At 68.0% G+C, this 23354-nt stretch carries 26 protein-coding genes; 12 read left to right on the top strand and 14 right to left on the bottom strand.

Annotation, left to right across the window (positions count from 1 at the left end):
- Positions 1 to 156 precede the first annotated feature (156 nt).
- Entirely contained in the window at positions 157 to 804 is a 648-nt protein-coding gene (locus AB8M46_RS17070; protein WP_394360692.1) for a metallophosphoesterase, read from the top strand.
- Positions 801 to 1640 (top strand): ParB N-terminal domain-containing protein, encoded by an 840-nt coding sequence (locus AB8M46_RS17065; protein WP_037332111.1) that lies wholly within the window; start codon positions 801 to 803, stop codon positions 1638 to 1640. The genes AB8M46_RS17070 and AB8M46_RS17065 overlap by 4 nt, the downstream gene beginning before the upstream one ends.
- A 78-nt stretch (positions 1641 to 1718) precedes the next feature.
- Here AB8M46_RS17065 and AB8M46_RS17060 read toward each other — a convergent pair whose 3' ends face one another.
- Entirely contained in the window at positions 1719 to 3242 is a 1524-nt protein-coding gene (locus tag AB8M46_RS17060; protein WP_394360691.1) for an MFS transporter, read from the bottom strand.
- 122 nt (positions 3243 to 3364) lie between these two features.
- Here AB8M46_RS17060 and AB8M46_RS17055 point away from each other — a divergent pair, with 122 nt between their 5' ends.
- Entirely contained in the window at positions 3365 to 4045 is a 681-nt protein-coding gene (locus AB8M46_RS17055; RefSeq protein WP_125732572.1) for a TetR/AcrR family transcriptional regulator, read from the top strand.
- Between the two features lie 67 nt (positions 4046 to 4112).
- On the opposite strand, the gene AB8M46_RS17050 is transcribed toward AB8M46_RS17055, so the two are convergent.
- Positions 4113 to 5036, bottom strand: coding sequence for a hypothetical protein (locus AB8M46_RS17050; RefSeq protein ID WP_394360690.1), 924 nt, complete (start codon positions 5034 to 5036; stop codon positions 4113 to 4115).
- A gap of 199 nt (positions 5037 to 5235) precedes the next feature.
- Here AB8M46_RS17050 and AB8M46_RS17045 point away from each other — a divergent pair, with 199 nt between their 5' ends.
- Complete coding sequence (locus AB8M46_RS17045; protein WP_063774594.1) at positions 5236 to 5436, top strand: PspC domain-containing protein; 201 nt, start codon at positions 5236 to 5238, stop codon at positions 5434 to 5436.
- A gap of 7 nt (positions 5437 to 5443) precedes the next feature.
- On the opposite strand, the gene AB8M46_RS17040 is transcribed toward AB8M46_RS17045, so the two are convergent.
- The 7 genes from AB8M46_RS17040 to AB8M46_RS17010 all read right to left on the bottom strand — a co-directional run bounded on the left by AB8M46_RS17040 (position 5444) and on the right by AB8M46_RS17010 (position 12650).
- Complete coding sequence (locus AB8M46_RS17040; RefSeq protein WP_394360689.1) at positions 5444 to 6205, bottom strand: NPP1 family protein; 762 nt, start codon at positions 6203 to 6205, stop codon at positions 5444 to 5446.
- Positions 6206 to 6358: 153 nt separating this feature from the next.
- Complete coding sequence (locus tag AB8M46_RS17035) at positions 6359 to 7537, bottom strand: ABC transporter ATP-binding protein (protein WP_125732566.1); 1179 nt, start codon at positions 7535 to 7537, stop codon at positions 6359 to 6361.
- Between the two features lie 3 nt (positions 7538 to 7540).
- Entirely contained in the window at positions 7541 to 8383 is an 843-nt protein-coding gene (locus tag AB8M46_RS17030) for a carbohydrate ABC transporter permease (RefSeq protein WP_038519055.1), read from the bottom strand.
- Positions 8383 to 9333 (bottom strand): carbohydrate ABC transporter permease, encoded by a 951-nt coding sequence (locus tag AB8M46_RS17025; RefSeq protein ID WP_037332124.1) that lies wholly within the window; start codon positions 9331 to 9333, stop codon positions 8383 to 8385. The genes AB8M46_RS17030 and AB8M46_RS17025 overlap by 1 nt, the downstream gene beginning before the upstream one ends.
- On the bottom strand, positions 9330 to 10652 hold the full coding sequence (locus AB8M46_RS17020) for an ABC transporter substrate-binding protein (protein ID WP_037332125.1): 1323 nt from the start codon (positions 10650 to 10652) through the stop codon (positions 9330 to 9332). Before AB8M46_RS17020 ends, AB8M46_RS17025 begins: the two co-directional genes overlap by 4 nt.
- 225 nt (positions 10653 to 10877) lie before the next feature.
- Positions 10878 to 11393: a general stress protein gene (locus tag AB8M46_RS17015; protein WP_037332126.1), complete on the bottom strand. Its 516-nt coding sequence runs from the start codon at positions 11391 to 11393 to the stop codon at positions 10878 to 10880.
- Positions 11394 to 11453: 60 nt separating this feature from the next.
- A complete protein-coding gene (locus tag AB8M46_RS17010) occupies positions 11454 to 12650 on the bottom strand; it encodes an acyl-CoA dehydrogenase family protein (RefSeq protein ID WP_037332128.1) in 1197 nt (398 codons plus the stop codon).
- Positions 12651 to 12808: 158 nt separating this feature from the next.
- On the opposite strand from AB8M46_RS17010, the gene AB8M46_RS17005 reads away from it, so the two are divergent.
- The 3 genes from AB8M46_RS17005 to AB8M46_RS16995 are packed head-to-tail and all read left to right on the top strand — an operon-like array spanning position 12809 to position 14226.
- Complete coding sequence (locus AB8M46_RS17005; protein ID WP_125732560.1) at positions 12809 to 13126, top strand: DUF4190 domain-containing protein; 318 nt, start codon at positions 12809 to 12811, stop codon at positions 13124 to 13126.
- A 31-nt stretch (positions 13127 to 13157) separates the two neighbouring features.
- The gene (locus AB8M46_RS17000) at positions 13158 to 13532 is read left to right on the top strand and encodes a DUF4190 domain-containing protein (protein ID WP_037332132.1); all 375 of its coding nucleotides are present in this window, start codon (positions 13158 to 13160) and stop codon (positions 13530 to 13532) included.
- 52 nt (positions 13533 to 13584) lie between these two features.
- Positions 13585 to 14226: a DUF4190 domain-containing protein gene (locus AB8M46_RS16995; RefSeq protein ID WP_394360688.1), complete on the top strand. Its 642-nt coding sequence runs from the start codon at positions 13585 to 13587 to the stop codon at positions 14224 to 14226.
- Here AB8M46_RS16995 and AB8M46_RS16990 read toward each other — a convergent pair.
- Positions 14223 to 15068, bottom strand: coding sequence for a slipin family protein (locus AB8M46_RS16990; protein ID WP_378428651.1), 846 nt, complete (start codon positions 15066 to 15068; stop codon positions 14223 to 14225). The two genes, AB8M46_RS16995 and AB8M46_RS16990, sit on opposite strands and share 4 nt — an antisense overlap.
- Positions 15069 to 15156: 88 nt before the next feature.
- On the opposite strand from AB8M46_RS16990, the gene AB8M46_RS16985 reads away from it, so the two are divergent.
- The 4 genes from AB8M46_RS16985 to AB8M46_RS16970 are packed head-to-tail and all read left to right on the top strand — an operon-like array spanning position 15157 to position 19068.
- A complete protein-coding gene (locus tag AB8M46_RS16985; RefSeq protein WP_394360687.1) occupies positions 15157 to 16068 on the top strand; it encodes an aminoglycoside phosphotransferase family protein in 912 nt (303 codons plus the stop codon).
- Between the two features lie 44 nt (positions 16069 to 16112).
- Positions 16113 to 17411: a magnesium transporter MgtE N-terminal domain-containing protein gene (locus tag AB8M46_RS16980; protein ID WP_037332139.1), complete on the top strand. Its 1299-nt coding sequence runs from the start codon at positions 16113 to 16115 to the stop codon at positions 17409 to 17411.
- On the top strand, positions 17404 to 17913 hold the full coding sequence (locus AB8M46_RS16975; RefSeq protein ID WP_037332140.1) for a DUF1003 domain-containing protein: 510 nt from the start codon (positions 17404 to 17406) through the stop codon (positions 17911 to 17913). Before AB8M46_RS16980 ends, AB8M46_RS16975 begins: the two co-directional genes overlap by 8 nt.
- Before the next feature lie 9 nt (positions 17914 to 17922).
- Positions 17923 to 19068 carry an Mrp/NBP35 family ATP-binding protein gene (locus AB8M46_RS16970; protein WP_037332142.1) on the top strand — a complete coding sequence of 382 codons (1146 nt, stop codon included), beginning with the start codon at positions 17923 to 17925 and terminating at the stop codon, positions 19066 to 19068.
- 96 nt (positions 19069 to 19164) lie between these two features.
- Here the strand turns inward: AB8M46_RS16970 and tatB are convergent, their stop codons facing one another.
- Together tatB and AB8M46_RS16960 are read right to left on the bottom strand one after the other, a co-directional pair.
- Positions 19165 to 19575: a Sec-independent protein translocase protein TatB gene (gene tatB, locus AB8M46_RS16965; RefSeq protein WP_037332145.1), complete on the bottom strand. Its 411-nt coding sequence runs from the start codon at positions 19573 to 19575 to the stop codon at positions 19165 to 19167.
- Between the two features lie 55 nt (positions 19576 to 19630).
- Complete coding sequence (locus AB8M46_RS16960) at positions 19631 to 21172, bottom strand: trypsin-like peptidase domain-containing protein (RefSeq protein WP_037332148.1); 1542 nt, start codon at positions 21170 to 21172, stop codon at positions 19631 to 19633.
- Between the two features lie 160 nt (positions 21173 to 21332).
- Here AB8M46_RS16960 and AB8M46_RS16955 point away from each other — a divergent pair, with 160 nt between their 5' ends.
- Positions 21333 to 21968 (top strand): hypothetical protein, encoded by a 636-nt coding sequence (locus tag AB8M46_RS16955; RefSeq protein ID WP_394360686.1) that lies wholly within the window; start codon positions 21333 to 21335, stop codon positions 21966 to 21968.
- A gap of 9 nt (positions 21969 to 21977) precedes the next feature.
- On the opposite strand, the gene AB8M46_RS16950 is transcribed toward AB8M46_RS16955, so the two are convergent.
- Complete coding sequence (locus AB8M46_RS16950; protein ID WP_037332152.1) at positions 21978 to 22655, bottom strand: anti-sigma factor; 678 nt, start codon at positions 22653 to 22655, stop codon at positions 21978 to 21980.
- On the bottom strand, positions 22652 to 23272 hold the full coding sequence (gene sigE / locus AB8M46_RS16945; protein WP_037332153.1) for an RNA polymerase sigma factor SigE: 621 nt from the start codon (positions 23270 to 23272) through the stop codon (positions 22652 to 22654). The genes AB8M46_RS16950 and sigE overlap by 4 nt, the downstream gene beginning before the upstream one ends.
- Between the last annotated feature and the right edge of the window lie 82 nt (positions 23273 to 23354).

Here is a 23354-nt window from a genome sequence, read left to right as displayed (position 1 = left end):
TCTGGAGTTTCCTCATGCCAAGGATCCTGACCAACCTCAAGTTCTGGGCGCTGGCCTTCTGCCTCGTCTGGCTCGGCATCGTGATCGCGATCATCGCCAAGGACCCCGCGTTCGCACACGGCACGAAGTAGCGCCGCCGGGCTTACCCTGGAGCGCATGAAAGCGCTGGTGGTCGCGGACGAGGTCGAAGAGCGACTGTGGACGTCCGCCGTCCGCAACCACCCGGCCGACCTCGTGATCGGCGCCGGCGACCTGCCGTACGACTACCTCGAGTTCCTGGCGGGCGCGCTCGACGTGCCGTGCGTGTTCGTCCCCGGGAACCACGACCCCGACCTGTCCGGCTACACCCGCTACGGCGGACTGTCCATGAAGGACGGTTTCCCCGCGGTGTGGCCCGGGCCGGCGGGCGGGGTGAACGCGGACGGCCGGATCGTCGACGTCGGCGGGCTCCGGTTCGCCGGGCTCGGCGGTTCGGTCCGCTACAACGACGGCCCGAACCAGTGGACGCAACGCCAGCAGGCGCGGCGTGCCCGGCGGCTGGTGCGCCGGGCCCGGCTCCGCCGCTGGCGGGACGGGCGGGACGTCGACGTCCTGCTCACGCACGCCCCGCCGCGGCACTGCGGCGACCGCGAGGATCCGCCGCACCGCGGGTTCGACTGTCTCCATCGCACGATCGAGTTGCTGCGGCCGAAATGGTTGCTGCACGGGCATATCCACCCGCACGGTGAACCCGTGCCGGACCGGGTGGTCGGCGGGACCACGGTACGCAACGTGGTCGGGCACCGGATCATGGAGTTCGTATGAAGGACACCGGTTTTCCCCGTGCGGACGCGGAACACGACTTCCTGCGCGCGCGACGACGTCAGGTGTTGTCACGCCTGGCGAACTGGCTGCGCCGCGAACCCGACGACGTCAACATCATGCTGCCGTTCCACGAGGTGGTCGACGCGCTCGGCTACCTCGGCGAGCGGAAGATCGGGGCGCGGGTGATCCGGCTCGACTCGATCGTCGGCAGCGTCGACCGCGGCCGCGATTTCGACCGCCGTTTCCGTCCCACGTCCGGGCGGGTGCGCGAACGCTGGGAACGGCTGGCACTCGCCACCCGGCGCGGCGAATCGATCCCGCCGATCGAGGTGTACCGCGTGGGCGAACTGCATTTCATCATCGACGGGCACCATCGCGTCTCGGTGGCGCACGCGATGCGACTGTCCACAATAGAGGCGATGGTCACCGAGGTGCGGACCAAACTGGACCCGAGCGGGATCCGGTACCGCGGCGACCTGATCGTCAAGGACTACCGGCGGCTGTTCCTGGAGCGCGTCCCGCTTTCGGGGCACGCGCGGGCTTCGGTGGTGTTCACCGATCCGTGGGACTACGCGCGGCTCGGCGAGCACGTGGAGGCGTGGGGTTTCCGGCTGATGCAGGACGAAGGGGCGTACTCGGATCGGGCGACGCTGGCGCAGCGGTGGTTCGACGAGGAGTTCGTGCCGGTGGTGGCGATGCTGCGGCAGGCGGACCTGATCGGCGCGCGGACGGACGCCGAGGCGTATCTGTGGGTGGCGTGTGAACGGTACCGGCTGATCCGGACGCACCGGTGGGACGACGAGGTCTTCGAGGCGGTGCGGTCACAGTCCCGCTGACGCCCCCTCCCCGTGCTAGGAAAGGACCGTTCCTTGCAAATTTTGCAAGGAACGGTCCTTTCCTAGCATTTGAGGGACCTACATGTGCACGGCGACCGGCGTAGCCTCCGAAGCGCCTTCGGGAGCCTTCGCCGGAGCACCCGACCGCAGCAGCAACCCGCAGATCACCGCACCGATGACGAAGATCCACCCGCCCCACACGAAAGCGGTCGTGTAGCTGTGCACCGCCGCTTCGGCCGCCAGCTGCGCCGAAGGCACCTTCCCGGCCGTGAACGACGTCGCCGCGTTACCGGCCAGCGTGCTCAGCAGCGCGGTCCCGATCGAGCCGCCGACCTGCTGCGCGGTGTTGACCGCCGCCGACGCGACACCGGCGTCGTGCGTGTCGACGCCGAAGGTCGCGACGCTCATCGCGGGCGCCATCGCGAGGCCGATGCCGACGCCCATGACCATCAGCGGGAACAGCACCCCGCCGGTGTACGTGCTCGTGACGTCGATGGCCGAGAGCCAGAACAGCCCGGCCCCCGCGATCAGCATTCCCAGTGACACCAACGGTTTCGCGCCGAACTTCGGCAGCAGCACGGCCGTCGCCGACGTCGCGCTGGCCATCAGGGTGGCCACCATCGGCAGGAACGCGACACCGCTCTGCACCGGCGTGAACCCGAGGTTCAGCTGGATGTAGAAGGTGAGGAACAGGAAGATCGAGAACATCCCGATGGCGAGCAGGAACATCGCGAGATACGAGCCGCCGCGGTCGCGGTCGAGCAGCACCCGCAGCGGCAGCAGCGGATGCGAGACCCGCTGCTGGATCACCACGAAAGCGGCGAGCAGCACAACACCGGCGGCGAGGAAACCCCACACCGAGATCGAGGACCACGAGTCGCGCTCGGCGTTCGCGAAGCCGTAGACGAGCGCGAAGAGACCGGCCGACGCGGTGATCGTGCCGGGGATGTCGAGCTTCGGGCGCGGGCCCTCGGTCTCGGAGTTCTTCAGCAGCACGAACGAACCGGCGAACGCGATCACCGCGAAGATGATGTTGACGTACATCGACCAGCGCCAGTCGAGGTACTCGGTCAGCACGCCGCCGAGCAGCAGGCCGATCGCCGCGCCGCCACCACCGATGGCGCCGAAGACACCGAACGCCTTGCCGCGCTCCTTCGGATCGGTGAACGTCGTGGTCAGCAGCGAAAGGGCCGCAGGAGCGAGAAGCGCGCCGAAGACACCCTGTGCCGCGCGGGCGACGAGCAGCATTTCGATGCTGCTCGCGGCGCCGCCGATCGCGGAGACGATGGCGAAACCGGCGAGCCCGACGAGGAACGCGCGTTTGCGGCCGAAGAGGTCCGCGAGCCGCCCGCCCAGCAGGAGCAGGCTGCCGAACGCGAGCGCGTAGGCGGTGACGACCCATTGGCGGGCGTCGTTCGAGAATTCGAGGTCCTGCTGCGCCGACGGGAGCGCGATGTTCACGACGGTGGCGTCGAGCACCACCATCAGCTGGGCGAGCCCGATCATCACCAGGATCAGCCATCTCCTGGCGTGGTGCGGGTTGGTGTGCTGCGCGGCCGCGTCCCCCGGCGGCGTGGCGACAGCGGTGGATGAGTCAGACATACGGGCGGTTTCCTCACCGATAGTGACGAAGAAGCTATGCGGAGTAGGTATCTCCCCTTTCCGCGCCCAAGGTACACAAGAAGTGGAGAAGTGTCCTCTACTTCGTTTGTTAAGCTGGACGAATGGCTCGGGACCTCGCTCCCGCCGCACCGGCGCGGCCGCTGCGGCGCGACGCTGAACTCAATCGGCAACGCATCATCGCGGCGGCACGCGATGTCTTCGGCGAGCGCGGGCTCGAAGCAACACTCGACGACGTCGCGCATCACGCCGGCGTCGGCGTCGGCACCGTCTATCGCCGCTTTCCCAGCAAGGAACACCTGGTCGAGGCGATGTTCGTCGACCAGTTCGAGACGATCCGCGAGTTCGCCGAAGAAGCGCTTCGCGCCGAAGACCCGTGGGAGGGCTTCGCGGACTTCACCTGGCGCGCGGCCGAACTGCACGCCGGTGACCGCGGGTTACGGGAAGTCATGCTGTCGAACGTCTTCGGCCAGGAGCGCGTCGCCGAGGCGAAATCACGCATGGTGCCGTTGATCACACAGCTCGTCGAACGGGCTCAGACGGCCGGAGTGCTCCGCGCCGATTTCGTGCCGACGGACATGCCGCTCCTGCACCAGATGATCGGCTCCGTCATCGAGTTCACGCACGGTATCCAGCCGGACCTGTGGCGACGGTGCCTCGCGATGCTGCTGGACGGCCTGCGCGCCGAACCCGGCCGCGCGACCCCGCTGCCGCATCCGCCGCTGGACTTCGAGGCACTGGACGAAGTGATGTGTTCCTTCCGGCTGCCGAAGCTGCGCTCCTGACCCCGCATTTCGTCCTCTGAATGCGGTCCTTGCGCGTGCAAGGACCGCATTCAGAGGACGAAACGCGTCAGGGGAGCTTCGGGAACACGGCGGCAGCGACCTCCCGTGCCGCCCCGCAGGTGACGTCCTCCGCCGCGCCGTCGACCCCGACCACGGAAAGCGCCGCCTGCTCGACCCGGTCCGGGGTGCCCGGGATCGGCCGGTGCGTGGTCACCTGGCAGAACGCGCCGGAAGTGGTGACCTGGACCTGCCGTCCGCCCAGCGCCTCGGTCGCGCCCGGCGTGGTGTCCGCGCCGACGGACAGCGAGAAGCTGACCTTGCCGCGGATGCAGCTGTGCCCGGACAGCGCCGGTGCCGGTTTGGTCTCCGCTCCGGCGGCGGCGTCGAGTTCGTGCTGATCGAGCAACGCGCACGGGGCGACGCGGCCCCACGAGCGCTGGTCCAGGTTCAGCCGTCCGACCTTGCGCGCCGAGATCACCCCGGCCGCGCTGCCGACGGTCGCGTCCGCGGTCCGGCAACGGCCGGCCTGGTCGGCGGGCGCCTTGGCGTCGGAGGTGACGGCGATGGACAGCCGGATCCCGTCGGCGAAGGTGAGCAGCCGCGTGCAGACGGTGTCCTCGTTGAACGTCGACCGCTGGACGCTGAGGCCTTCCGGCAGCGGCCCGGCGTATTCGTAGGGCTGATTGTTCGGATCCTGCCCGGAAGTGATCGGGCCGGTGGTCACGGTGTAGCGATTGGCGCCCTCGACGAATTCGAGGCGGCAAAACTCGAAAGAGGACAGCGGAGGTTTGACCGCGTTTCCGCCGCCGATCACTTTCCGCTGGTCGACAAGGCTGCAGTAATCGAGCGACGAGTATTCGCCGAGCGCCTCGGAAGCGGTCAAGGCCTCGTCGCCCGCCGTGGTCGGCGAAGGCGCCGCCGGTTCGGGTGTGGCACAGGCCGCGGCGAGGAACAGGCCGCAGAGTACTGCGCTCAGTCTCTTCGGGGGCACCGGAGCAGTATCGTCAAAAGATCCGGGAACACCACCCCCTACGGGCGAAGAACACAGGGCTCGCCGCGTTTTCCCAGGTGGGTGCTTTACCTCGATTTCACGCCCTTAGGGGTGCGTTTCGTTCCGCGGTGGGATGCGGAACGACCGCCGCGCGACGAAAATGGGTTTCACACACAGTGATGACAGAGAGGGAAGACCCGTGACGAACCCCGTAGCCGCCCGCTTGACCCGACCGCGCCAGGGCCGCATGATCGGCGGCGTCTGCGCCGGGATCGCCAAACGTTTCGGCACCACACCGGGCAAGGTCCGCCTGCTCGCCGTGCTGTCCTGCCTGCTGCCCGGTCCGCAGTTCATCGTCTATCTCGTGCTGTGGCTCGCCCTGCCCGAAAGCGAGTACTGAGCCGGCCTCAGGCGTTGGGATCGAAGGGGATGCCCGCCGGTTTGGCCTTGCCGAGGTTGTATTCGAACGAGCCGTCCTTGATCGCCAGGCTCGCGCTGCCGAAGTCGGCGCGGACGAGCGTGTCGCGGACACCGGGCGGGAATCCGTCCCAGCTGACGAGAGCCGGGTACTGCCAGGCGTTGTAGTGGTTCTCCGGCGGCTCGGTCGCGCTCGCGATGCGGAAGCAGTGGGTGCTCGCGCCGTCCTTGTGATAGACGATCTTCGGGTGTGTCCCCTCCCAGGAGACCTTCGAGCGGTCGTAAGTCGAGTAGTTGCCGTGCGCGGACGTCGAGACGTACCGGGCTTGGCCCTCGTTGACCCAGACGACGACGTGTTCGATGTCGTGCCGGTGCCCGCAGCAGTCGATGAGCGGGACGGCTTGGTCCTTTTCGAAGTACAGGTCGTACAGGTGGGCGCACCAGCCGTTGTTGCACTTCGATCGGGCGTAGGAGTTCGTATTGTCGAGGTCGGACCGGTCCCGGCACTGACCGTTGAGGGCGCCGGAGTTCTTGAGTCCGGTCGCCACCGCGCCGGTGGGCGAGATCGCGGGCGTCGGGTAGCAGCCGTCGGTGTCGTAGTCGAACGCGGGTTGCCAGGTGCGGTCGGCCTCGGTCGCGTTCGACGGCAGCGCCGGTGGGGGTTCGGCCCAGGCGACGGCCGGGGCGAGCGTGGTGATCAGGACCGCGCCGACCAGGCCCTGCAGGAGACGGCGTGAAAGCTTCTTCGGCAAGGCGAGCGCCCTTCTCTCGGTACCCGGAGGATTCCCGATCACCTCGCGTGACGTAAACCGCCGAAGGTGGGGAGTCCTCTGTCCCATTGCGCGTGAAGGCCCCCTTCCCGCGGCTGAGTCGAGGGAAGGGGGCCTTCACGCGCTACAGGAGACCTAGTCGGTGTAGGTCAGGTTCTTGCCGCTGGCTCCATCGAACAACTTGATCTTGTCCGCGTCGAACCACAGCTCCACGTTCTGGTTCTCCGCCGCGGAAGACGCAGCCGAGAGGCGGGCGACGATCTGCGACTCGGCGCCCGGAACGTCCGAGGATCCGCTGTCGGCGGCGAGATCCGCGAGGTCGGACGACGACGCGGCCGCACCTTCGACCGAGAAGTGCGCGAACTTCTCCGAACCCATCGACTCGAGGACGTCGACGTGGGCGGTGAACGTCGCACCCTGACGGGCGTTGGCGTCCACCAGCGCGGCGTCCTCGAAATGCTCCGGCCGGATGCCGACGATGACCTCACGCGGCGCGTCGGCGGCTTCCACCAGTTGCCGCACCCGGTCGGTGAGCGGGATGTCGCCCAGCGCGCTGCGGGCGGTCCCGTTCTCCAGCGTCGCGGGCACGAAGTTCATCGACGGGCTGCCGATGAAGCCGGCCACGAACAGGTTCGCCGGGTTGTCGTAGAGGAACTGCGGTGACCCGATCTGCTGCACGTGACCCGCCCGGAGCACGACGACCCGGTCGCCGAGGGTCATCGCCTCGGTCTGGTCGTGCGTGACGTAGAGCGTCGTCGTGCCCAGCTGCTTCTGGATCTTCGACACCGAGGTCCGCATCTGACCGCGGAGCTTCGCGTCCAAGTTGGACAGTGGCTCGTCCATCAGGAACGCCTTGGGGTTGCGGACGATCGCGCGCCCCATCGCGACACGCTGCCGCTGCCCACCGGACAGGTTCGCCGGTTTGCGGTCGAGATGGCCGGTCAGATCGAGGATCTGCGCCGCCTCCTCGACCTTGGCCCGCACCGTCCGGTCGTCGACCTTGGCCAGCCGCAACGGGAACGCCATGTTCTCCCGCACGCTCATATGCGGGTACAGCGCGTAGGACTGGAACACCATCGCGATGTCGCGGTCCTTGGGCGCCTTCTCGTTGACGCGCTGGCCGTCGATGCGCAGTTCGCCCGACGAGATGTCCTCCAGGCCGGCGACCATGTTCAGCGTCGTGGACTTGCCGCAGCCGGACGGGCCGACCAGGATGATGAACTCACCGTCGGCGATCGTGATGTCCACTTCGGACACCGCGAGGGCGCCGTCGGGGTACTTCTTGGACACTTTTTCGAGAACGATTTCAGCCATGGGTCAGCCCTTCACCGCACCGGACGTCAGCCCCGCCACGATGCGACGCTGGAAGAACAACACGAACAGGATGATCGGGACGGTGATCACCACGGCGGCCGCGGAGATCGTCCCGGTGGGGTCTTCGAACTGCGAGGACCCGGTGAAGAACGACAACGCCGCCGGGACCGTGCGCGAGGCCTCGGTCGAGGTCAGCGAGATCGCGAACAGGAAGTCGTTCCAGCAGAAGATGAACACCAGGATCGCGGTGGTGAACACGCCCGGTGCCGCCAGCGGCGCGATCACCTTCCGGAACGCTTGCGCCGGGGTCGCGCCGTCCATCTTCGCCGCTTTTTCCAGCTCCCACGGGATTTCCCGGAAGAACGCGGAAAGCGTGTAGATCGACAGCGGCAGCGCGAACGTGATGTAGGGCAGGATCAGCCCCGGCCAGGTGTCGAACAACCCCAGCTCACGTTCGATGTTGAACAGCGGCGTCACCAGCGAGACCTGCGGGAACATCGCGATCAGCAACGACATCCCGACCAGCACCTGCTTGCCGGGGAAGTCCAGCCGCGCGATCGCGTACGCCGCCATCGTGCCGAGGACGACCGCGATCACCGTCGCGATGATCGCGATGCCGATCGAGTTCACCAGTGCCCTGATGAACTCCGTGGTCTCGAAGATGTCGGCGTAGTTCTGCCACGTCCATTCCGACGGGATGAAGTTCCCGTCGTCCAGGGTCTCCTTGGTCTTGAACGAAAGCGAGACCACCCAGAGCACCGGGAACAGCGCGAACACGAGAACCAGGAGGTCGACCAGGCCCCATTTGAATTTGCGGCCGGGAGTGACCGCTCCACCGATGGCCATCAGCGCTTACCCCCATTGTCACTACCGGGTGCGGCCGTGCCGAACACCTTGATAAAGATGAACGCGATGATCGCCACCGTGATGAAGATCAGCACCGCCATCGTCGACCCGATCCCGAGGTTCAACCCCTTGACCAGGTTGTTGTAGGTCTGCATCGACACCGACGACGTGTCCTGTGCCCCGTTGGTGAGCACGAAGATGTTGTCGAAGATGCGGAACGCGTCCAGGGTGCGGAACAGCAGCGCCACCAGGATCGCCGGTTTCATCACCGGCAGCATCACCTTCGTGAACCGCTGCCACGCCGTCGCACCGTCCATCGACGCGGCCTTCAGCAGGTCGTCCGGCACCAGCGCCAGCCCCGCCATCAGCAGCAGCGCCATGAACGGCGTCGTCTTCCACACCTCGGCCAGCACGATGATCGCCAGCGAAGGCCAGTATTCGGTCAGCGGCGCGCTGTCCGGGAAGAACAGGTTGGCCAGATAACCCGTGTCCGGCGTCCAGGCGTAATACCAGGAGAACGCGGCGACCACGGTCACGATGCCGTACGGGATCAGGGCGACCGTCCGCACGAGGCCCCGGCCGACGAGCGTCCGGTGCATGATCAGCGCCAGGCCCATGCCCAGCACGAACTCGATCGCCACCGAAACGATGGTCAACCCCATCGTCGTCCCGAACGCCGTCCACCAGTAACCGTTGGACAGCACCGAAATGTAGTTGTCGAGGCCGACGAACTCCTGCTGCGCAGGGAACCTGAGGTCGTAGCGCTGCAGGGAGAGCCAGATCGAGTAGATGATCGGGTATCCGGTGACCGCGATCATCACGATCGCCGCCGGGGCGCACAACCACAGCCCGAGCCTGCGCTCGGCCTTCTTTCCTTCGCTGAGAACCGGTTTCGCCTTCTTGCCCGGTTTGCTCGCGGTCGCCGAACCGGCGGTCTCCTGCACGGTCACGGGATCACTCCCTTCGACTGGAGCGCGTCGGCGAGCTGTTCCTTCAGCTTCTCCGCCGTCTTCTGCGGATCGATTTCAGAAGGCGGGGAAAGCACCTTCGACAGCACTGTCGAAGCGTTCTGGTACGCCGGGGTCAGCGGACGGACCGCCGCGTCCTTGAGCGCGTCCAGGATCGTCTCCCGCATCGGGTACTTCGTTTCCATACTCGGGTTGTCGTCGCTCTGCGGCGCCGTCGCGTCGAGCGGCAGCGTGTCGGTGTAGAGCGATTCGATCGTCGGCGGGACACCGTCCTTGAGCGCGGAGAACTTCTGGTTCTTCGCGCTGCGCAGGCACAGCGCGACCTCGTAGGCCTCGGCCTTGTGCTTCGAGGTCGAACTGACCGCCAGGTTGTAGCCACCGATCGTGGTCTTGGCGGGCTTCCCCGCTTCGAGCCGCGGATAGGTGGTCCACTTGAAGTGCTTCAGCTCGTCCTTCTTCTCCTTGGCGTAGGAGGCGTAGACGAACGGCCAGTTCAATTCGAAGGCGGCGTTGCCGCGCTGGAAGGACTGGCGGACCTCGTCCTCCTTCGAGTTGGTCAGCGACGGGTCGGTGATCCCGGACGTGGTGACCTTCTTGAGCATCTCCAGCGCCTTGACCGCGCCGGCGTCCATCACGACCGACTTGCCGTCGTCGGACAGGATCTTGCCGCCCGCGGACTCGACGAGCGTGTTGTAGATGACGACGAGACCCTCGTACTGCGCGCCGGTGAACACGACGTTCGCCGGTTTGCCCTGCACCTTGAGCGCCTTCGCCTGGTCGATCATCTCGTCCCAGGTCTTCGGCGGTGTCGGCGTCAACCGGTCGTCGTACCAGAGCAGCTGGACGTTGGTGTTCTTGGTCGCCGCGTAGAGTTTTCCGTTCCACGTGGCGGTTTCGAGCGGTCCCGGCAGGACACCCTCGGTCGCCTCGGCCTTCGCCTCGCCCGTCCATTCGTCGACCCAGCCCGCCTCGGCGAACTCCGAGACCCAGGTGACGTCCAGCCCCAGTACGTCGAGCGACTCGTCCCCGGCGGCCAGGCGGCGCACCATCTGCTCCCGCTGGCCGTCGGCCGGTCGCGGGAGCTTGTTGTAGACGACCTCGTACCGCCCGCCCGAGGCCTTCGTGCAATCGTCCACAACGGACTGGAAATTGTCTTCGGGCGCGTAGTAGACGTTGATCTTCAGTCCGGCATCCGAACCGCAGCCCGCCAGCAGGCCGACCGTCAGCGCTGTCGCGCCGAGTAGCGAGCCGGTGCGGCCTGGTGAGCGGCCCCTCCGGCTCGCGCTCATCCTCTTCCCCATGAGGCCTCCTCACCCGCGCACGCCTGGGGAACGGCGGCACTAGGACGCGTTGAAGAAGCCCGCGCGCCAGCACCCCGACGTGCTAGTGCTCGGGCGGACACGCTGGAGTACATGACCGCCCGACTGGTGTTGTGCAACCTATTCCGGGCGATCACCGCCCGCAAGCAGTATCGGTAACGATTCAGCGGACTGCACGACGAACAGGTGAACGAGTACCGCCGAATGTCATCCGGCGGGGCGGCCGCCCAACGCCAGCTGGGCCAGGAGCTCACGGCCCTGTTCGGCCGAACGCGGCTGGCAGAGCACGTCGTACCGGCCGGCGACCAGCTGGCTCGCGGAGGAGAAGTCGCGGCGGGACATGCTGTAACTGATCGCGGCGAAGACCGTCCACGCCAGGATGCCGAGCACGAGCCCGCCGATCATGGGCTGCCAGGCGAATCCCTGGTTGTTGAACATGCCCAGCAGCAGCCCGATGATCAGGCCGAACCACGCGCCGGACACCGCACCGGTGCCCAGCACCCGGCCCCAGCTCAGCCTGCCGACGACGCGCTCGACGAGCATCAGGTCGACACCGACGATGGTCACGTCGGCGACCCCGAACTCCTTCTCCGCGAGGAAGCCGACGGCTTGCTGGGCTTCGCCGTACGTCGCGTAGGAACCGATCGGCCAGCCGGAAGGCGGTGTCGGCAGCCTGGGCAGCCCACCCGCGGCCCGGCCGCCTCCGCCAAAGGGAGCACTCACGTAATCACCTCTCGCCCGTCCTGGTCCATCTTCTCAAGGACGGGCGAAAGGCGCGAACGTTCAGGAGCGGGACTTGTACTCGCGAAGCAGACCGCGGCTGATGATGGTCTTCTGGATCTCGCTGGTGCCCTCGCCGATGAGCAGGAACGGCGCCTCGCGCATGAGGCGCTCGATCTCGTACTCCTTGGAGTAGCCGTAGCCACCGTGGATGCGGAAGGAGTCCTGGGTGACCTCGGCGCAGTACTCGCTCGCGATCAGCTTCGCCATGCCGGCCTCGACGTCGTTGCGCGCGCCGGAGTCCTTGAGCCGGGCGGCGTTGACCATCATCAGGTGCGCGGCCTCGACCTTGGTGGCCATCTCGGCGAGTTTGAACGCGATCGCCTGGTGCTCGGCGATCGCCTTGCCGAAGGTCTTGCGCTGCTGGGCGTACTCCACCGCGAGTTCGAACGCGCGGATCGCGATGCCGCAGGCGCGGGCGGCGACGTTGACCCGGCCGACCTCGACACCGTCCATCATGTATGCGAAGCCCTTGCCCGGCGCTTCGCCGAGGACCTTGTCGGCACCGACCTTGTAGCCGTCGAACACGGCTTCGGTGGTGTCGACGCCCTTGTAGCCCATCTTGTCGATCTTGCCGGGGATGGTGAGCCCGGGCGCGACCTCGCCGAAGCCCTCGGGCTTCTCGATCAGGAACGTGGTGAGGTTCTGGTGGGCCTTCTCCGCGCCTTCGTCGGTCTTGACGAGCAGCGCGATCAGGTTGGAGCTGCCGCCGTTGGTCAGCCACATCTTCGAACCGTCGATGACGTAACCGTCGTCGGTCTTGCGGGCGCGGGTCTTGATCGCGGCGACGTCGGAGCCGAGGTCCGGCTCGGACATCGAGAACGAGCCGCGGACCTCGCCGGTCGCCATCCGCGGGAGGAAGTGCTGCTTCTGCTCGGGTGTCCCGTGTTGCTTGATCATGTGCGCCACGATGAAATGCGTGTTGATGACGCCGGAGACGCTCATCCAGCCGCGCGCGATCTCCTCGACCACGAGCGCGTAGGTCAGCAGCGATTCTCCGAGGCCGCCGTACTCCTCCGGGATGGTGAGCCCGAACAGGCCCATCTCCTTCATCCCCTCGACGATTTCGGCGGGGTAGGTGTCGGAGTGCTCGAGCTCCTGCGCGCGCGGGATGACCTCCTTGTCCACGAACTGGCGGACCGTGGCCAGGATTTCGGACTGCACGTCGGTCAAGCCGGCGGTCTGGGCGAGGCGAGCCATCGCTGCTCCTAAATTCGCGCGCACCGGGCTCCCGGCGCTGGGTTACCGGTGAGTATGCCGTCTGACGTGGGAGCTCGCTATGAGCGCAGTCACGCGTACGCCATCCGTGAGCATGCCACTACAGTGACAAGCCGATCACAGTCCGAGGGGGACGAAACGTGGCTCAGCAGCCTTTCGGCGGGTTCCCGCCGCAACAGCAGTACGCCTTCCCGAACCAGCCTCCGGCGCGGAGCAAGGATTCCGGCCTCGCGACGGCCGCCTTGATCTTTTCACTCTTCGGGCTGATCGGGCTGGTGTCCGTGATCCCGGGGATCGTCCTGGGGCACGTCGCCTTCGCGAAAGCCCGGCGCGGCGAGGCCGGCGGCAAGGGCATGGCGCTCGCCGCGTTCGTCGTCGGCTACCTGATGATCGTCCTGTACGCCATCGCGATCCCGGTCCTGCTCAACGTCGCCGCGAAACACGGCGCTTTCCGGTAGCGATACGGTCCTCGTCTACGAGGGGACCAGCATGACGAATCCGCACGACCCGTACGGGCATCAGCCGTCCGGGCAGTTCGAGCAGCCCTACGGACTCCAGCCGTACCAACCACCGCCGCAGCAGTACTACGTCCAGCCGGCCTATGTGCGGCCTCCGGACCAGGGCATGGCGGTGGCGTCGCTGGTGTGCTCGCTGATCGGGCTGCTCATGTGCTTCCCGGCGATCCTGGGGATCATCTTCGGGCACATCGCGCTCTCGAAGGCCAAACGCGGTGAAGCAGGCGGCCAGGGCATGGCGCAGGCGGGCATGATCATCGGGTACGTCGTCACCGCGCTGTGGCTGATCCCGGTCATCCTGTGGTTCGTCTTCGTGGTGCTCGCGATCGGTGCCGCGGGCGTCTCGTGACCCGTCGCCGGACGATACGGTGGTGTCCCGCACGAACCAGGGGGCCAGCAGGATGAGCAGTTCCGACTCGCAGGACACACCGTCGACGTCGTCCTACACCGACTCGAACACCTTCTCGGATCCGACTTCCGCGTCGTCCGAAACGGTTTCGAGCCCGGCGGAACCGCAGCAGTTCCAGCCGCCCGCGCCCTTCACGCCGCCTCCGCCGTTCGAGCCGCCCGCTCCGTTCGAGGTGCCGTCGGCGTCCGCTCCGGCTCCGGCTCCGGAGCCGACACCGGTTCCGGTCGAGACGTACGGGCAGACCATCGATCCGCTGACCGCCGAGCCCGTCCCGCCGCCCTTCACGGCTGCGGACACTTCGATTCCTCCGGTGTACACGCCCGTGCCGTTGCCTGCCGCTTATCCGCCGCCGCAGCCGTACAACCCGTACGCGATGGCGGCACCGCCGCGTTCGCAGGACAACGGGATGGCGATCGCCGGGCTGGTGTGCTCGCTCGTCGGGATCTGCTCGTGCGTGACCGTGATCGTCGGGCTGATCCTGGGGCACATCGGGCTGGCGAAGGCGAACCGCGGCGAAGCGGGCGGACGCGGCATCGCGCTCGCGGCGGTGGTCATCGCGTACATCGTCATCGCGCTGTACGTCGGGTTCATCGGGACGCTGATCATTCTCGGCGTGAACGGCGAGCTCGATTAGCGCTGGGCCTCGTGCTCCACGTCGCCCGGCTCCCTGGGCGCCGGCGCCACCTGACCGTTGGCCGGCGCGCCCTCCGGAGGTGCCTCCTTCTTGGGCGTGTTCGCGTCCAGGAAGCGCAGCAGCTCCACCGGGAACGGCAGGACCAGCGTCGAATTCTTCTCCGCCGAGACCTGCACGACCGTCTCCAGCAGCCGCAGCTGCAGCGCCGCCGGGGTGTCGGCCATGGTCGCCGCCGCCTGCGAGAGTTTGTGCGACGCCTGCAGTTCGCCGTCGGCCGAGATGACCCGCGCCCGCCGTTCGCGTTCGGCTTCGGCCTGGCGTGACATCGAGCGTTTCATCGACTCCGGCAGCGCGACGTCCTTGATCTCGACCCGGTCGATGTGGATGCCCCAGTCCAGCGCCGGGCTGTCGATCATCAGTTCCAGGCCCTCGTTCAGCCGCTCACGGTTGGACAGCAGGTCGTCCAGATCGCTCTTGCCGATGATGGACCGCAGCGAGGTCTGCGCGACCTGCCCGACGGCCGAGCGGTAGTCCTGCACGTTGACCGCGGCCAGCACCGGGTCGATCACCTTGAAGTACACGACCGCGTCCACCCGCACGGTGACGTTGTCGCGGGTGATGCCGTCCTGCGCGGGGATCGGCATCGTGACGATCTGCATGTTGACCTTCTGCAGTCTGTCCGCGATCGGCACGAGCAGCGCGAGCCCCGGCTCCCGGATGGCCGGGCGCACCCGCCCGAACCGGAACACGAGACCGCGTTCGTACTGTTTCACCACGCGAAGGCTGGCCGCGAGCCAAGCTCCGCCCGCGACGGCGACCGCACTGAGAATCTCCACCACCATGGCTGCTCCCGGGGTTGTTCTCGCTGTTCACGGTACGCCCGGCGAGTCACGGGGGAAACACGGTGGACAGGCCTGCCAAGGTGGGTTCGTGACCGGTTTCAAGATCCCGCCCAAGTTCCTCGACCGCGCCGCCGACCTCGGCCCCGGAGCCGCCGAGTGGCTCGATTCCCTCCCGTTCCTCGCCGAGAAGTACACCGCCAAGTGGCAACTCGAATACGACGGCGAGGCCATGCACGGTTTCGTCGGCGTCGCGCAGCCCGTACGCCGCGCGGACGGCTCCCCCGCGATCCTCAAACTCGGCTGGCCGCACGAGGAGTCCGACGACGAACCGCTCGCACTGTCCACTTGGGCCGGTCAGGGCGCGGTCCTGATGTACGACAACGTGCCCGAGGACGGCGTGCTGCTCTTGGAGCGGCTCGACGCCACCCGGTCGCTGGAAACGGAGCCGATCCAGGAGGCCGTCGAGACGGTCGGAGCGCTGGCGCGCCGGCTGGCCGTCCCCGCTCCCGAAGCACTGCAGCGATCTCTTCGGGAAGAGGCCGCGGAGCTGGTCACCGAACTCCCGGAGACCTGGAGCGAACTGGGCGAACCGTTCGACCGCAAGTATGTCGACGCGGCGGTGGAGATCTGTGCGAACCTCGGGCCGGAAGCCGGTGAGCTGATGGTGAACGAGGATCTGCACTTCGAGAACGTCCTCGCCGGAGCGCGCGAACCGTGGCTGGTGATCGACCCGAAGCCGCTTTCGGGCGATCTGGAGTTCGGCGCGATCTCGATCCTCTGGAACCGCGCGGAAGAGTCCACAATGGACGACAAACTCAAGTGGTTCTGCGCGGCGGCCGGGGTGGACGCGGAGCGGGCGCGGGCGTGGACGCTCGTGCGCGCGGTGCAGAACTGGACCTGGCTGTACGAAGACCTCGCCGAGGGCGCCTCGCCCGAGACCATCGCCGAAGACCCGGCCTACGCCGCCGTCCCCGGAATCGCGGCCTGGGCATCGCGGTGATCACACGAATCGTCGTGGGCCCCGGGAGCGGATAACCTTCGGGCATGGCAGCCGTGAACAGGGTATTCGCAGCCCAGCTGGCCGGTTTGCCGGTTTTCGGGCCCGATGGCGAATCGATCGGCAAGGTGCGGGACCTGGTGGCGGGCCTGCGCCTCGATCAGCAGCCGCCCCGGATCCTGGGCATCGTGGTCGAGCTGACGACGAGGCGCCGCGTGTTCGTGCCGATGTTGCGGGTGACCTCGATCGAGCCCACCGCGGTCACGCTCGCCACCGGATCGGTGAACATGCGGCGCTTCCACCAGCGGCCCAACGAGGTGCTCGTGGTCGGGCAGCTCTTCGACGCGTACGCCACGCTCGCGGGCTCGGACACCAGGATCACCGTCGTCGACGCCGCCATGGAACCGACGCGGACGCGGGACTGGGTGCTCGCGAAACTCGCGATCCGCGAACGGTCGAGCAGGCTCGGCCTCGGCAGGCGGCGTTCGGCGATGCAGGTGCTGCCGTGGTCGGAGGTGTCCGGGCTCGGGCTCACCGATCTGACCGGCCAGACCCAGGGCGCGGCGCAGCTGCTGATGCTGTTCGACACGATGCGCCCGGCCGACGTCGCCGCCACGGTCCGCGATCTGCCGCTCAAACGACGGCACGAGGTCGCGGACGCGATGGACGACGAGCACCTCGCCGACGTCATCGAGGAGCTTCCCGAGGACGACCAAAAGGAACTGCTGTCCTACCTGGCCGAGGAACGAGCCGCCGACATCCTCGAAGCGATGGACCCCGACGACGCCGCCGACCTGCTGGCCGAACTGGCGCCCGCCGAGCAGAACCGCTTCCTGGAGCTGATGGAACCCGAGGAGTCGGCGCCGGTGAAGCGGCTGCTGGAGTACTCCTCCGACACCGCGGGCGGTCTGATGACCCCCGAGCCGGTGGTGCTGACCCCGGACGCCACGATCGCCGAGGCGCTCGCGCACATCCGCAACGCCGACCTCCCGGTGGCGCTGGCGAGCATGGTGTTCGTCTGCCGTCCCCCCACGGAGACGCCGACGGGGCGCTTCGTCGGCGTCGTCCACTTCCAGCGGTTGCTGCGGGAACCACCCGCCGAGATGGTGGCGAGCGCCATCGACTCCCAGCTGCCCGCGCTGCGACCGAAGGCCACGTTGTCCGAGGTCACGCGCTACTTCGCCGCCTACAACCTCACCTGCGGGCCGGTGGTGGACGCCGAGGACCACCTGCTCGGCGCGGTCACCGTCGACGACGTGCTCGACCACCTGCTCCCGGAGGACTGGCGCGAGACCGGGCTGCACGACATCACCGGCGAGATCACCGAGGAGGCCGAACGTGCCTGAACTGACGTCCGGGCGGCGGCTCGACCAGCCCCGCGGCCAGAGCCGGTTCAGGCTGAACATCGACCCCGACTCGTTCGGCCGGTTCACCGAACGGATCGCGCGGTTCCTCGGCACCGGCAAGTACCTGTTCTGGCAGACGCTGATCGTCATCGTCTGGATCGTGCTGAACCTGGTCGCGGTCTCGCTGCGGTGGGACCCGTACCCGTTCATCCTGCTGAACCTGGCGTTTTCGACGCAGGCCGCGTACGCCGCGCCGCTGATCCTGCTGGCGCAGAACCGGCAGGACGACCGCGACCGCGTCTCCCTCGACGAGGACCGGAATCGCGCCGCGCAGACGAAGGCCGACACCGAATACCTCGCGCGGGAGCTCGCGTCGCTGCGGATCGCGCTCGGCGAGGTCGCCACCCGGGACTTCCTGCGGGGCGAGCTCGACCGACTCCGCGAGGATCTCGACGCCAAGCCGCGCAAGGCCAAACCCGACCGCACGCCTACCGGTACGTAACATGGTGGGGTGACCAGTACGCAGCAACTCCCCAGCGTCGACGATGTCCGCACCGCGCTGAAGGCCGTGTACGACCCGGAGATCAAGAAACCGATCACCGAACTCGGCATGGTCAAGGACGTGGAGGTCGGCTCGGACGGTGTGGTCACCGTCGGGATCTACCTGACGGTCGCCGGCTGCCCGCTGAAGGCGACGCTGACCAACGACACCACCGAAGCCGTCAAGAAGCTCCCCGGCGTCAACGACGTCCGGGTCGAGCTCGACGTGATGAGCGACGAGCAACGCACGGAGCTGCGGAAATCCCTGCGCGGTGACGCCGCCGAACCGGTGATCCCGTTCGCGCAGCCGGGTTCGCTGACGCGCGTCTACTGCGTCGCGTCCGGCAAGGGCGGCGTCGGCAAGTCCTCGGTGACGGTGAACCTCGCGGCCGCGATGGCCGAACGCGGGCTGTCCGTCGGCGTGGTGGACGCGGACATCTACGGGCACTCGGTGCCGCGGATGCTCGGCGCGCGGGAGAAGCCGACCAAGGTCGACACCATGATCATGCCGCCGCAGGCACACGGCGTGAAGGTGATCTCGATCGGCATGTTCACCCCGGGCAACACCCCCGTGGTGTGGCGCGGGCCGATGCTGCACCGCGCACTGCAGCAGTTCCTCGCCGACGTGTTCTGGGGCGACCTGGACATCCTGCTGCTGGACCTGCCGCCGGGTACCGGCGACATCGCGATCTCGGTGGCGCAGCTCATCCCGAACGCGGAGATCCTGGTCGTCACCACCCCGCAGCAGGCCGCCGCCGAGGTGGCCGAGCGCGCGGGCGCGATCGCGCTGCAGACGCGGCAGCGGGTGGCCGGGGTCATCGAGAACATGTCGTGGCTGGAGACGCCCGACGGCCAGAAGATGGAGATCTTCGGCTCCGGCGGCGGGCAGTCGGTCGCCGACTCGCTGTCGAAGTCGGTCGGCTCGACGGTGCCGCTGCTCGGGCAGGTCCCGATGGACCCGCGCGTGGTCTCCAACGGCGACGCGGGCACGCCGATCGTGCTGGCCGAGCCGGACGCGCCGGCGTCGCTCGTGCTCAAAGAGGCGGCGAAGAAGCTGACCGTCCGGGCGCGCGGGCTGGCCGGGATGATGCTGAACGTCACCCCCGCGGGCCGCTGACCGCCCCCGACTTATGCATTTAGTCCTCTGGATGCGGTACTTGCACACGCAAGGATCGCATCCAGAGGACTAAATGCGTTGGGTTGAAGGCCTGGGTCAGGTGGCGTCCGGGTCGACCGGAGGGCGCTCACCGGGCTTCAGCGGCTCGGGCTGCGAAGCCGGCGCCGGGTGGCCGTTGGGCTTCGAAGCGCCATTGGAACCGTTGGTGCCGTTGACGTTGTTGAGCCCCAGCGGATCCGTGTCACCGTCGAACAGGTGCTGGGTGACGACCCGCTTCGGGTCGAAGTTCCGCAGGCCCCGCAGATCCTCCAGCGGCTTGCGCAGCTGATCGAACTCCGGGCCCATCTCCTCGCGCAGCTGCGTCTTGGCCCCGGTCGCGAAGTCGCGCACCTTGCGGACGCTCTTCGCCACCCAGGACGCCGCTTCGGGCAGCCGCTCCGGACCGAGGATGAAAAGACCCGCGACGACGATGATGAGGATCTCTCCCCAGCCGACACTCTCGAACACCCGTGTGAACCTCCGCCTCGGCGTCTTCCCCGTTCAGGGTACCCGGCCGAACTCGCTAGTCCGAGGCCAGTTTCACGTCGACGACAAGTGAAGACCCATCCCGGACAAGCCGGACAGGGACCACTTCGCCGACTTCGCGGGCGCGGACCGCGACGAGCAGTTCCGCCGAGTCGCGCACGAGCCTGCCGCCGACTTCCGTGATGACGTCGCCTTCTTTGATCCCCGCCGAGGCCGCGGGGCCCCCGGGGGCGACGTTGCGGACCTGTGCGCCCATGGTGCTGGAGCCCGCGACGGTCGACGAAGCGTTGATGCCGATGTCGGGGTGGACGACCTTGCCGTCCTTGATCAGTGTTTTCGCGATCTTCACCGCGTAGTCGCTGGGGATGGCGAATCCGATGCCGATGCTGCCGCCTTCGGCGCTGGACGAGCGGATCGCCGAGTTGATCCCGACCAGCGCGCCGGTCGCGTCGACGAGCGCACCACCCGAGTTGCCGTGGTTGATCGCGGCGTCGGTCTGGATGGCCTCGTAGATCACCGGCGCGCTGCCGCCGTCGCCGCCCGCGGTCACCGGGCGGTTGAGCGCGCTCACGATGCCGGCGGTGACCGAGTTCTGCAGGGCCAGCGGCGAACCGACGGCGATCACCGAGTCGCCGACGGCCAGGTCGGACGACTTCCCGACCTGAAGCGCGGTGAGGTTCTTGACGTCGACCTTGACCACGGCCAGGTCGGTTTTGGCGTCCGCGCCGACGACCTTCGCCTCGACGCGCTTGCCGTCGAAGAACACGGCGGTGACCTTCGTGGCCGCGTCGGCCGTCGCGGCGGAGATCACGTGCTCGTTGGTGAGCACGTAGCCCTGGTTGTCGATGACGACGCCGGAGCCCTGCTGGCCCGCGTCGGCGCCGGGTTTGAACACCTCGAGCGAGACGACGGCGGGCGCCACCCGATGGGCGATGTCCGCGATCGAACCCGCCGGCCGTTCCTTGGCCGCGTCGGCCTCGGAGATGCTGGCCTGGCCGGTCAGCTCGGTGCCGGTGTCGGCGAACCACCAGCCGATCAGCCCGCCGACCGCGCCGATGGCCAGCGCGACCGCGGCGAGCATCGCCAGCGCCTTCGTCTGCACACGCCGCCCGAAGAGAACCTCCGGAAGGCTCAGCAGCGCACCCTGCGGGCGCTTCGCCTGCTTCTCCTCTTCCGTGTCCTGCTGCACGGCGGGTCCGGCGAGCACCGCGCCGGAACCGGGATCACGCCACGGGTCCGACGTCGTGGTCCAAAGCGGATCTTCCGCGCCGCTCGCGGACGGCCCGGAGCCGTTGGTCCCGTGCGGCCGCTCCAGCACGACACCTTCGGCGCCCGGCGGGCGGCGGAAGGCTTCGGCGAGCGATTCCGGCGTCGGCGGCGCCAGATTCAGGCCCGGCGCGGGCTGTCCGTTCGCGCTGGGCTGGTACAGCTTGTCGAAGGCGCCATCGACGCCATGCGGCCTCCCGAACGTGGCCGCCTGCGCCGGATCGACGGCGGGCCGGGCCAGCGGGCGCGGTGCCAGCCGATCCCCCGCCGGGTCACCAGGCTGCTGCGGTTTCGCGTTCGGCTGCTCGGTCATCATTCCCCGGGGCTGAGATCAGGTTGGCCGGACGCGAGAGTACGCCAAGCCTCACCGTGGATTCTGCCGTGACCACGGTGAAGTGCGCGTTGATTCCCCGGACCGGACAGAAATGTGACACTTGCCGCGAAGATGTCTCACTTATGGCACGCTGACGGCCATGTCGCAGAATCCGGGGGCCCCTTATCCGCCCCAGAACATCCCTCACCAGCAATGGCCGCAGCAGCAGGGCTGGCCGCAGCAGCCACCGAAGAAGAAGGGCCTGAGCACCAAGGTGAAGGTGCTGTTGCTCGTGGCGGCGCTCGTCGTGGTCGGCGGCGGGATCGGCCTGGTCGTCGTGCTGAAATCGGTCGCGGGGCCGGAGAAGCAGGCCGCCAAGCTGGAGGCCGGCGACTGCGTCCAGCTGACCGGCGCCGGGAAAGAGGCGGACGCGGTGAAGGCCGCCTGCGACGACCCGCGGACGCCGTACGTCGTGAGCGTCAAGGGCACGGTCAAGGGCGACTGTCCGGAGGGCTTCTACAGCTACTCGGTGGCGACGCCGCTGCGCGGTGACGGCGTCGGACTCTGCCTGGGGATCAACGCCCGGATCGGCCTGTGTTTCGACGTCATCAAGACCAAGACCCCGCCGCCGCTGGTGGACTGCTCGGGAGCGCGGCTGAAGATCAGCGAGGTGTTCGACAAGGCCAGCTACGTGAACAGTCCGTGCAAGGAGGGCACAGAAGAGGTGATCTCCTACTCGGCGTACGGCGCGACGCAGAAGTTCAAGAGCGCGACGATCTGCTTCGTCAAACCCTGACGGAGCGGATCAGCGGGCCGAGACGGGCATGGGCCGGCTGGACGTGCTCGGGCTCGGCGTAGGGCTGCGCGGCGGTTCCGGCTGGGTGCCGCCGCCCAGCTGCGCGGGCAGCAGCCCGGCGTTGACGCCCTGCGGCGGGGTGAAACCGGTGGCGGGCTGGTCTTCGGTGCCGTCACCCGAGGTCGCGACCAGGGCCAGGGCGCTCAGGACCAGGCCCGAAACGACGACTCCGGCGCCTTGCGCGTACTTCCGCCGGGCGAGGCCGAACCGCCCGCCGCCGAGGACGTTCGGCGACTGGCCCAGCGGCGCCGATGATCCCAACGGCGCGGTACCGCCCAAGACCCCGGTGTCGCGAAGGCCGGCGACCCGGTCGGGACGCTGGATGGCCACGAGCTGGCCGTCCGCGGTCATCGCCAGATTGTCCGGCGTGCCGGGAAGTTCGGTGTTCTGCGGGATGGAGCAAAGGCTGGCCAGGAAACCCGCCGACATCGACGGGGCTCCCGCCTGCTTCAGGGCCGCGACGGCCTGGCGCTGGGCGGTCACCTCGGCGGCGCAGGACTGGCAACGGGCGATATGCGCCGAAGCCCTGTCCTGGGCGCCGAGGGTCAGCTCGCCGTCCACGAAGGCGACGATGGCGTCCGGAAGCAGATGCGACTCGGGGAGTCCCCAACCTCGCGGTGCGGTCATACCCCCACCTTCGCAGACTCCTGCGCCGCGGCGCGACGACGCTCCAAAGAAGCGCGAAGCGCCTGGCGGCCACGGTGGATCCGGCTGCGCACGGTGCCGAGCTTGACACCGAGCGTGGCGCCGATCTCCTCGTACGAGAGGCCTTCGACGTCGCACAGCACGACCGCGGCACGGAACTCGGGCGGCAACTCGTCGAGCGCGGCCTGCAGGTCCGGGTCGAGATGCGTGTCCGAGTAGACCTGCTCGGGGCTCGGGTCGTCACCGACGATGCGGTCGGTGTCCTCGGGGAGGCCTTCCATCCGCACGCGCGAGCGGCGGCGGGCCATGTCGAGGAAGAGGTTCGTGGTGATGCGGTGCAGCCAGCCTTCGAACGTGCCGGGCTTGTAGGACGCGAGGGAGCGGAAGACCCGGATGAAGGTCTCCTGCGTCAGGTCCTCGGCGTCGTGGGCGTTACCGGTCAGGCGGTATGCCAGCCGGTACACGCGGTCGGCGTGCTCACGCACGACCTCGTCCCACGAGGGCGGCGTCCATGCGGCCTCGTCCACCGTCACCGGCGTGACCTGGTCCGCGTGCTGGTCCTGCATCGTGTCCTGCATCGGGGAAGTAGGCACCTCCATCAGCGTCTTCTCCCAACTACTCCACCCAACGCGGGCGATGAGCACGGTGTTCCCGTTGTCGAGGACCAGTCTGTCCGGCCTG

The organism is Amycolatopsis sp. SB7-3, assembly GCF_041021335.1.
Lineage (GTDB): Bacteria > Actinomycetota > Actinomycetes > Mycobacteriales > Pseudonocardiaceae > Amycolatopsis > Amycolatopsis japonica.
This window is presented reverse-complemented; position numbering and strand designations above follow the sequence as displayed.